Origin of the sequence: Streptomyces sp. NPDC059092, assembly GCF_042756365.1 — a bacterium.
Classification (GTDB): domain Bacteria; phylum Actinomycetota; class Actinomycetes; order Streptomycetales; family Streptomycetaceae; genus Streptomyces.
In genome coordinates, this window is the sequence record NZ_JBHZEJ010000042.1 from 62,281 (window position 1) to 72,349 (window position 10,069).

7 protein-coding genes are annotated in these 10,069 nt (G+C 71.9%); 3 read left to right on the forward strand and 4 right to left on the reverse strand.

Translation table 11 applies throughout. The features are described from left to right. Window positions 1-364 precede the first annotated feature (364 nt). Entirely contained in the window at window positions 365-1,411 is a 1,047-nt protein-coding gene (locus ACFXPL_RS23370; protein WP_384922753.1) for an alpha/beta hydrolase, read from the reverse strand. Between the two features lie 421 nt (window positions 1,412-1,832). Between ACFXPL_RS23370 and ACFXPL_RS23375 the strand changes: the two genes are divergently transcribed. From ACFXPL_RS23375 to ACFXPL_RS23385, 3 genes are read left to right on the forward strand one after another with little or no spacing between them, the layout of a single operon-like run. Further along, window positions 1,833-2,915: an LLM class flavin-dependent oxidoreductase gene (locus ACFXPL_RS23375; protein ID WP_384922755.1), complete on the forward strand. Its 1,083-nt coding sequence runs from the start codon at window positions 1,833-1,835 to the stop codon at window positions 2,913-2,915. A gap of 2 nt (window positions 2,916-2,917) precedes the next feature. After that, a complete protein-coding gene (locus tag ACFXPL_RS23380; protein ID WP_384922758.1) occupies window positions 2,918-3,670 on the forward strand; it encodes an FMN reductase in 753 nt (250 codons plus the stop codon). Window positions 3,671-3,720: 50 nt separating this feature from the next. Further along, a complete protein-coding gene (locus ACFXPL_RS23385) occupies window positions 3,721-6,999 on the forward strand; it encodes an ATP-binding protein (protein WP_384922761.1) in 3,279 nt (1,092 codons plus the stop codon). Window positions 7,000-7,101: 102 nt separating this feature from the next. Here the strand turns inward: ACFXPL_RS23385 and ACFXPL_RS23390 are convergent, their stop codons facing one another. The 3 genes from ACFXPL_RS23390 to ACFXPL_RS23400 are packed head-to-tail and all read right to left on the reverse strand — an operon-like array spanning window position 7,102 to window position 9,728. Continuing rightward, window positions 7,102-7,971, reverse strand: coding sequence for an ABC transporter permease (locus tag ACFXPL_RS23390; protein ID WP_384922764.1), 870 nt, complete (start codon window positions 7,969-7,971; stop codon window positions 7,102-7,104). Then, a complete protein-coding gene (locus ACFXPL_RS23395) occupies window positions 7,968-9,095 on the reverse strand; it encodes an ATP-binding cassette domain-containing protein (protein ID WP_384922767.1) in 1,128 nt (375 codons plus the stop codon). Before ACFXPL_RS23395 ends, ACFXPL_RS23390 begins: the two co-directional genes overlap by 4 nt. 21 nt (window positions 9,096-9,116) lie before the next feature. After that, entirely contained in the window at window positions 9,117-9,728 is a 612-nt protein-coding gene (locus tag ACFXPL_RS23400) for an NADPH-dependent FMN reductase (protein WP_384922770.1), read from the reverse strand. Window positions 9,729-10,069: the final 341 nt, after the last annotated feature.

Sequence of the window (10,069 nt, forward strand, 5' to 3'; positions counted from 1 at the left end):
CACCGCAAAGGTTTTGCTGAGGAGTCGTCAGGGACGCGACTTCCACCGGGTGGTTAGGCGAGCCTAACCTAATACCACCCTTCGGGGAGACGCCAATCGGCGCCGAACACGTCGGCACCCGGGCCGCGTACCGACCCGGGCATGGCGCCACGCCACCTCCGACGTCCACTCCTCGGCGATGCGCCGGGTGACGCGCCGTCCTGGCACACAGGACCCCCAGCCCGGACCTCCGTCACGGGCGAAGGCGACCCAGGCCGCGTGCCGGCAGGGCGGTGACGGGCCTGGCGTCCGGGACTGGTGTCGGTGCTGGCCCTGACCCTGGTGCTGGTGTCGGTGCTGGCCCTGGTGCTGGTGTCGGTCCTGGTCAGGGGGCGGGGACCGGTCCTCGCATATGTGCGCTGATCCACTGGATCAGACCGGCGTCGACCATGTTCGGCACGTACGTGCGCGCGTTGTGACCACCACCCTGGATCACGCTGAGCCGGGTCCTGATCGGCCCTCGGGTGTACGTCCGGACGAAGTCCTCGACCTTCGGCCTGGTCCGGGCGTCCGAGCCGACCGTCCCCACCTGGAACGCGATATAGACGTCAGGGCCCTTCGCCCTGATCAGCTCCGGGGCGAGGACCGTCGGGTCGTTCTCCCTCTCCTGCTGTTCGTGCCCGGCCCACAGCCGGGAGTCCGGCACGAGGTCCGGGCCCGAGACGAGGGCCGCCTTGAACTGGTGCGGTTTCTGGAGGACGGACTTCAGCCCGGCGAATCCACCCGTGGACGAGCCCATGATCGCCCAGCCGTCGCGTGACTTCAGGGTGCGGAAGTTCGCCCTGACCAGGTCGGGGACGTCCTCGGTCAGCCACGTTCCCATCTTCGGCTGCCCGGGGATGTCGCTGGCGTCCCAGTAGAGCCCACCGGCGTCGGGGCGGGGGTTGAGCACCGGCATGGCCAGGATGAAGGGCAGACTCCTGCCCTCCTTGGACCACGCGGCGATGCTCGCCTCCAGCTTCAGATCCGTACCCATCCAGTAGTTGACGGGGTAACCGGCACCCCCGGGCAGCGCGATCATGACCGGGAACCCGCTCTTCGCGTACCGCGGCTCCCGGTACTGCGGCGGCGCCCAGACCCAGACCCGCCCCGTGAATCCGGATTTCTTCCCCTTCAGCGTGGTGACGGCGATCTTGGACCCGTCCTCGGGAACGGTGGCGGCCACGGTGAACGCGGCGGCCGGCCCGGTCGGCATCAGCACCTCGGACGCCCCGGCGGCCACCGGCTGCCGCCCACCGTCACCCCCGGTGGCGGGTGTGGGGGGCGCGTCCCCGCCCTGGGCGAAGCCGATCGGGTCGCCGGTGTCGGAGGAGTCCCCGAGGCCACCGAACACAGGACAGACGCCCGCCCCCAGCACAAGGGCCACCGCCACCCCGAGGACCCACCTCTTACGAGGCCCCGGCCTGCCGGGCCCCCTCTTACCGGGCGCTTCCCTGCCGGGCGCTTCCCTGCCGGGCTCTTTCCTGCCGGGCTCTTTCCTACCGGGCCCCTTCTTACGGGGCTCCTCCCCTGTCCCCTCCTTGTGGCGGGCGTGCGGCATCGGCGTTCTCCTAGGGGCGTGCCTGGCTGTTCCACCCATGGGGAGGGGCATCACCGATCCCAAGGTTCCAGATTGGTACGACAAATCTACTTAAAGTGACTTCACGCGGCAGGGCGAAGGCTCCCGCCGCGAGTCCGGAATAGATTCCGCGCCCGGTGCCGTTGTACGCTTCAGTGGGCGAAGTTGAAGCTTCAACCATTTCGATGGAGCCGGATCAGAGGCCAGTCCACCCAAGAGGCGAGAGGTGAGCTCGATGCAGTTCGGGATCTTCACAGTCGGCGATGTCACGACCGACCCGACGACCGGACGTACGCCGACCGAGCACGAGCGGATCAAGGCGATGGTCACCATCGCGCGGAAGGCCGAGGAGGTGGGGCTGGACGTCTTCGCGACGGGCGAGCACCACAACCCGCCGTTCGTGCCCTCCTCGCCCACCACGATGCTCGGCTACATCGCGGCCACCACCGAGCGCCTCATCCTCTCCACCTCCACCACCCTCATCACCACCAACGACCCGGTGAAGATCGCCGAGGACTTCGCGATGCTCCAGCACCTGGCCGGCGGGCGCGTCGACCTGATGATGGGGCGGGGGAACACCGGGCCCGTCTATCCCTGGTTCGGGGAGGACATCCGGCAGGGCATCCCGCTCGCCGTCGAGAAGTACGCCCTGCTCCACAAGTTGTGGCGCGAGGACGTCGTGGACTGGGAGGGCAAGTTCCGTACACCGCTCCAGGGCTTCACCTCGACGCCCCGGCCGCTGGACGGGGTTCCGCCGTTCGTCTGGCACGGGTCGATCCGGTCGCCCGAGATCGCCGAGCAGGCCGCCTTCTACGGAGACGGCTTCTTCGCCAACAACATCTTCTGGCCCAAGGGGCACTTCCAGAAGCTGATCAACCTGTACCGCAAGCGGTACGCGCACTACGGCCACGGCACCCCCGAGCAGGCGATCGTCGGCCTCGGCGGCCAGGTGTTCATGCGGAAGAACTCGCAGGACGCGGTACGGGAGTTCCGCCCGTACTTCGACAACGCGCCGGTGTACGGGCACGGGCCCTCCCTGGAGGAGTTCACCGAGCAGACCCCGCTGACCGTGGGCAGCCCGCAGGAGGTCATCGAGAAGACGCTGTCCTTCCGCGAGACCTTCGGTGACTACCAGCGCCAGCTCTTCCTGATGGACCACGCGGGGCTGCCGCTGAAGACGGTGCTGGAGCAGCTCGACCTGCTGGGCGAGGAGGTCGTCCCCGTACTGCGCAAGGAGTTCGCGAACCGGCGGCCGGCCGGGGTCCCGGCGGGGCCGCTCCACCCGGCCGTCGCCGCGACCGGGAAGAAGGAGGTCTGACCATGGTCACCGTGCCGTCCGTCAACGCCGTCCCCTCGGCCGGCTCCGCCGGCTCCGTGGAACCGCTGAAGCTGGTCGTCGTGTCGGCCGGTCTCGGCAAGCCGTCGTCGACGCGCCTGCTGGCCGACCGGCTGGCGGAGGCGTCCGTGAAGGCGCTCGCCGCCGAGGACCGCAAGGCGGAGGTCGAGATCGTCGAGCTGCGCGAGTTGGCCGCCGACATCGCGAACCACCTGGTCACCGGCTTCCCTTCGGCCACGCTCGGCGCGGCGCTGGCGGCGGTCGGCGGGGCGGACGGGGTGATCGCGGTGACGCCGGTGTTCGCCGGTTCGTACAGCGGGCTGTTCAAGTCGTTCTTCGACCTGGTCGACCCCGACGCGCTCACCGGGACGCCCGTACTCCTCGCGGCCACCGGTGGGACCGCCCGCCACTCCCTCGTGGTGGAACACGCGATGCGCCCGCTGTTCTCGTACCTCCACGCGCTGACCCTCCCGACCGCCGTGTTCGCCGCGACGGACGACTGGGGCGCGCGGGCCGATACGCACGCGGGCGGACTGCCGGCCCGGATCGAGCGGGCGGGCGGGGAGTTCGGCCGGCTGCTCCAGGGGCGGACGGCACGCGAGGGGACCTCGGGGAACGGCAGGAACGGGAAGGGACGCGAGAAGGGACGCCAGGAGAACGGCGAAGGCGCGAACGGATCCGACGACTTCGATGACGTCGTGCCTTTCGAGCAGCTTCTCGCGAACGTCACGCCTTGATCTGATTGCGACGAAGGTCCGTTGTCAGTGGGGTCTCCTATGGTTTGACCATGACCCCAGCTCTCATCGGGCGTGAGCACCCCATGGGTGTCCTCCGGGCGGAGATCGCCCGGACGACGGACAGCCATGGGGGCCTCGCGCTGGTCACGGGCGAGGCGGGCATCGGCAAGACCGCGCTCGTCACGCGGGCGGCGCACGAGGCGCGGCGGCGCGGGGTGCTCGTGCTGGGCGGCTCGTGCTGGGACTCGGACAGCGCGCCGGGGTACTGGCCGTGGGTGCAGGTCCTGCGGGGGCTGCGGCGCGCGGTCGGGGAGGAGCGCTGGGCGGAGGTCGAGAGGGCGGCGGGCGGGCGGCTCGCGGTGCTGCTGGGCGAGCCGGGGCAGGTACGGTCCCCGGACCGCGCGAACTCCTCGCCGGCCGCTTTCGCGTTGTGCGACGCGGTGACCACGGCCCTGGTCACCGTCTCGCAGGACCGCCCCGTCGTGGTCGTCCTCGACGATCTGCACTGGGCGGACACCGCCTCCCTCCGGCTCCTCGAATTCGCCGCGCAGCACGCCTGGTTCGAGCGTCTGCTGCTCGTCGGGGCGTACCGCGACGTCGAGGCGGAGGCGCCGGACCATCCGCTCCAGCGGCTGATCCTCCCGCTGGTCGCGCGGGCGACGACGACGCTGACGCTGACGGGGCTCGACCGCGACGAGGTGGGCGCGCTGCTCGCACTCACCGCCGGGCGGGAGCCGGAGGCGGCCGTCATGGACGAGGTCCACCGGCGGACCGGCGGCAATCCGTTCTTCGTCGAGCAGACGGCCCGGCTCTGGCACAGCGGCAGCCCGCTCTCCGCGGTGGCACCCGGGGTGAGCGAGGCCGTGCGGAGCAGGATCGACCAACTCCCCTCAGCCGTATCCGCGTTGCTGACGTCGGCCGCCGTGCTGGGCCGGGAGTTCCACCGCCGGGTGCTGGCGGGCGTCACGGCCGAGCCCGTACCGCACGTGGACCGGTTGCTGGAGCGCGCGGTGGCGGCCCGGGTGGTGGTGGGCGGGCGGGCCGGGCGGTTCGCCTTCGCGCACGATCTCGTACGGGAGGCGCTGTACGCATCGCTCCCCGAGCCGGACGTACGGCACCGGCACGCCGCGGTCGTCCGCGCCCTGGACGGCGACCCGGCGCTCAACGATCAGCTCCTCCCCGCCGAGTTGGCCCGGCACGCCTATCTGGCCGGCGACGCGCTGGAGCGTGACCGCAGGCTGGACGTGCTGCTGGCGGCGGCGCGCGATGCCTCCGGCAGGCTGGCCGGCGAGGAGACCCTGGGCCACTACCGGCGGGCGCTGGAGATCGCCGAGGGGACAGCGGAGCGGACAGCGGACCGGCGGCCGGAGGCGGACGCGGGGACGGGGACGGGCGCGGGGACGGGCGCGGGGACGGGGACGGAGAGGCGGGAGAGCGGGGCCGGTGATCCGCGCAGGGCCGTGCTGATCGCGCTGGACCTCGGCGGCGAGTTACGGAACTACGGCGAGGAGGAGGAAGCCTGGCGGTACTTCGAACGGGCCGCCGCCCCCGCCCGTGAGCTGCGGGACGCCGAGCTGCTGGCCCGGGTGGCGATCACCCTGCACCGCCGGGGCGGTGTCCCTGGCCGCGAGGCGCAGACCGCCGGGCTGCTCCGGGAGGCCCACCGCACCCTGATCGACGGCGCCGCCGATCCGCAGCAGCTCGATCCGGCCCAGCTCGCGCAGGAACTGACCGTACGGTCCACGGCGTTGGCGCGCCGCGAGGAGGACGACGACGCGCTCGCCTTCTCGCTCTGGGCACGGCACGACACGATCTGGGGGCTGGGCACGGCGGCCGAACGGCTCACGCTCACGGATGAGACGGCCGCCATCGCCCGCCGCACGGGCGACCGCGACATGGAGACGCACGCGACGGCGATGCGCTGGGTCACGCTGCTGGAGCAGGGCGATCCGCGCTTCCGCGCGGAGCTGCACGCGTATGTCACCCTGGCCGGGCGGACGGGCAAACGCCTCTTCCAGCTCGGCAGCGCCATCGACCTGTCCGTGGCCGCGTCCCTCGCGGGCCGCTTCGACGAGGCGGAGGAGCTGCTGGCCGAAGCGCTGGGGCCATGGCGCGAGCACGCGCCGTACGCCTTCATCAGCGCGCACCTGGACTGGGCGCTCAAGCTGCTCCGGGGCCGGTTCGACGCGGCGGGGGCGGTGGCCGGCACGCTGGACGGGCTGGGCTATCCGTATCCCCGGCTGCCGGTGGCCCTCACGGCGCTGGAGCGCGGCGACACGGCGGGCGCGGTCCGGTATCTCCGAGAGGTGGAGGCCGGGGCCGACCCTCCGTTCCCCCGCGTCTACGCCCCGCTGTGGCTGCGCTTCCGCGCCCAGACGGCCGCCGCGTCGGGCGACGAGGCGCTGATCGTCCGCGCGCGGGCGGCGCTCGCGCCGTACGCGGGCCAGTGGATGGTCTCCCTGTACGGCTGTGACATCAGCGGCCCGGTCGACCTCTGGCTCGGCACGCTGGACGCGGCGAGCGGCCGGTGGGACGAGGCGGTGGCGGCGCTGACGGCGGCCCGCGACGCGGCGGACCGGCTCGGAGCGGCCCCGTGGTCGCACCGCGCGGCCAGGGCCCTGACGGAGGCCCTGCGCCACCACTCCCCCACCCCCTCCCGCACCCCGGCCCGGTCCTCACCCGCGCCCTCACCCGTGCCCGTGCCCGTGCCCGTGCCCTCGCCCTCGTCTGCCATCGAACCTGCCGCGCCGACCTCCCCGGCCCATGTCCAGCAGGCCGAGTTCCGGCGGGACGGCACGGTCTGGGCGCTGGCCTTCGCGGGGCGGTCGGTCCATGTGCCCGACGCCAAGGGGTTACGGGACCTGCACACGCTCCTCGGCCACCCGGGCGCCGACCTGCCCGCCGGGGAACTCCTCGCCCCCGAAGGCGGGCGCGTCGTGGCCGCGACCCGGTCACTGGGTGGCGACCCCGTGCTGGACGAGCGCGCCAAGGCCGCCTACAAGCGCCGGCTGGAGGAGCTGGACGAGGAGATCGCTCGCGCGGGCACGCGCGGGGACGTGGCCCGCACCGCCGAGGGCGAGCGGGAGCGGCGGGCCCTGCTGGACGAGCTGCGCCGGGCGGCGGGGCTCGGCGGACGGACCCGGCGCCTCGGCGACGAGGCGGAACGGGCCCGTAAGACGGTCACCGCCCGCATCCGCGACACCCTGCGCAAGCTCGACACCCTCCACCCCGAACTCGCGGCCCACCTCAGGGCATCGGTATACACCGGCTCCACCTGCGCCTACCGCCCCGCCCCCGCCACACCCCCCGTCAACTGGCGTCTCGGATGAACCGTGCGAAGCCGCTCCATCAGTCGCTCCGCCGGTGGTGAGTGGCGCGCAACACCGTTCACGGGAGGCGGATACCGGCGGGCCCCGGGGGCCGGGACGGCGTCATCTGCGGTTGTACAGGCGCATCGTGACCGTGCCGAAGCCGATCAGCAGGACCGCCGACCAGCCGAGGGACCAGGCGAGGGCCTCCGCCGGCCAGTGGCCTGCCATCAGCTCTCGCACCGCTGTCGCCACATGGCTGACCGGGCTGTTGTTGACGAGCGCCTGGAGCCAGCCCGGCATCGTCTTCGGGTCGACGAAGACGTTGCTCAGGAAGGTGAGCGGGAAGATCACCATCATGCTGACGCCGATCACGGACTTCTCGCTGCGCAGCATCAGGCCGAACATCGTCCAGACCCACGAGAACGAGAACGAGAAGACGAGCAGCAGCGCCACCCCCGCCACGACCCCGGGCAGGCCGCCCTGCGGCCGGTAGCCGATGAGGGTGCCGACGGCGAGCATGACGGCCGAGGCGATCACATAGCGGACGACGTCGCCGAGGAGGTAGCCGACCATCGGGGCCGGGCGCCAGATGGGGAGGGTGCGGAAGCGGTCGAAGACGCCCTTCTCGATGTCGGTGTTGACCGCGACGCCCGTGTACATCGTGACCATGACGACGCTCATCACCAGGATCCCCGGCAGCAGGAACTGGATGTACTCCGACACGGAACCGGCCAGGGCGCCCCCGAAGAGGTACGAGTACAGCAGCACCATCATGATCGGGAACGCTGTGACGTCGAAGAGCTGTTCCGGCACATGCTTGATCTTGAGCATGGTCCGCCAGCCGAAGGCGAGCGAGGCGGTGAGCCCGCTGGGCCGGGGCGGCCGGTCCTGGCCGGCCAGCAGAGCCTCCAGATCCTCCGCCGTGGGAGAGGTCAGCGCGGGGTCCGCGGGATCGTGCGCGTTCTTCGTCTTCGTGACCGCGGTACTCATGCCGCCGCCTCCTCCGTCGTCGGGGTGGTCGCCCCGCTGCCGCCCGGCCCGTCGTCAAGGCTGCTGTGCGGGCTGTTGTCCGGGGTGTTGTCCGGGGTGTGGCCAGGGGTGTGGCCAGGGCTGCTGTGCAGCTTGTTGTCAGGGGTGCTGTGCGAGGTACCGTCCGGATTTCTTTCGGTGAGGGCGAGGAAGACCTCGTCCAGACTCGGCTGGCCCAGCGAGAAGTTGTCCACCGTGATCCCCGCGCGGGCCAGCTCCGCCAGCGCACGCGCGGCCTGTTCCGCCGCGCCCCGCTCCGTGCCGTGGCCGTTGACCGTCGCGGTCAGCGCCACCGGGTCGGGGTCGAGCTGCACGCCCGCGCCGAGCGCGCGCGCCAGCACCTGCTCGGCCTCCGTCCGCTGCGCCGCGTCCCGCAGCCGCAGATGGACCGCCCCAGCGCCGACCGACGCCTTCAGCTCACCCTTCGTTCCCTCGGCGATCATCCGGCCACGGTCGATCACCGCGATACGGGAGGCCAACTGGTCCGCCTCGTCCAGATACTGCGTCGTCAGCAGCACCGTCGTGCCGTGCGCGACGACGGCCCGCACGATGTCCCAGACCTGGTTGCGGCTGCGCGGGTCGAGCCCGGTCGTCGGCTCGTCCAGGAAGAGCAGGTCCGGCGTGTTGAGGATGGACGCGGCGATGTCGATACGGCGCCGCATCCCGCCCGAGTAGTTCTTGACCTGCCGCCCCGCCGCCTCCGCGAGACCGAACGCCGCCAGCAGCCGCGCCGCCCGCTCCCGGGACGCCCGTTTCGAGTGGCCGAGGAGCCGTGCCAGCAGCACCAGGTTCTCCGTACCCGTCAGATCCTCGTCGACCGACGCGTACTGCCCGGTGAGGCTCACCCGGCCGCGCACCGCGTCCGCTTCCTTCCGTACGTCCTTGCCGAAGACCCGCGCCTCGCCGCCGTCCGGCCGGAGCAGCGTCGCCAGTATCCTGACGAGGGTCGTCTTGCCCGCGCCGTTCGGCCCGAGGAGCCCGTAGACCGTGCCCGCCGGAACGGCGAGATCGACCCCGTCGACGGCCCGGTTCTCGCCGAAGACCTTCACCAGCCCTCTGGTCTCGATCGCCAGATCAGTGCTCATTGCTGTTCCCTTGTCCGTGGGTCAGGAGAGGTACGGGCGTGCCTCACGGGCCTCGCGCAGCGCCAGGCCCCACCAGCCGAGCTGGTCGAGCATCAGCCCCGCCGCCCGGTCACCGGCGCCGGAGGCACCAGCGGCACCGGAGAGGCCGGCGGAGCCGACCGGCCAGTCCTCGAAGAGGTTGATGTTCACGCCGTTGCGCAGTGTCACCGTGTGCAGCTCGGTGAAGACCGATCTCAACTGCTCCACCGCGTAGAGCCCGGCGCCCGCGCCATGGCCGTAGCTGACGAACGCGACCGGCTTTGTCCGCCACTCGTCGTACGCGAAGTCGATGGCCTGCTTCAGGGAGGCCGGGAACGAGCGGTTGTACTCGGGAGTGACCACCACGAACGCGTCCGCCCGCTCGACCTCCGCCGCGAACGCGGACATCTGGTGAGTGGGACGGTCCGGGTAATGCGCGGGGAAGTCGAAGTCGATCAGATCGACGACCGCCAGTTCCAGGTCGTCCCGCCCGGCCGCCCGTTCCGCGAACCAGCGGCCGATGACATCACCGACGCGCCCCTCACGCGTACTGCCGATGATGACCGCGACACGCAACGGCCGTGCCGCCGGTGGTGGCCGCGACGGCCGCGACACCCGCGACGGATCCGACGGCTCCGGTGGTGGCCGCGGTGGCCCCGACGCCCGCGCCACCCGCGATGGATCCGGTGGCGGCGGTAACGACTGCCTCTGTTGCGGTGGTTGCTCCATGGGTCCCCCGTACTTCCCGTACTTCCCGTGCTTCCGTGCTTCCTGTGCTTCCGCGCTTCCCGTACTTCCCGTGCGCTCCGTACTCCCCGCACTGCCTCACCTCTCAGGCGCGAGACGCGACCGCGCGGCCCCCCCGATACGATCTGGGGGGCCCCCCGGCCGCTCAGCGGGATCGCGGTACCCCGCCGGCCGCAGGGGTAACGCCCGGTGGCGTATAAAAAACAGAC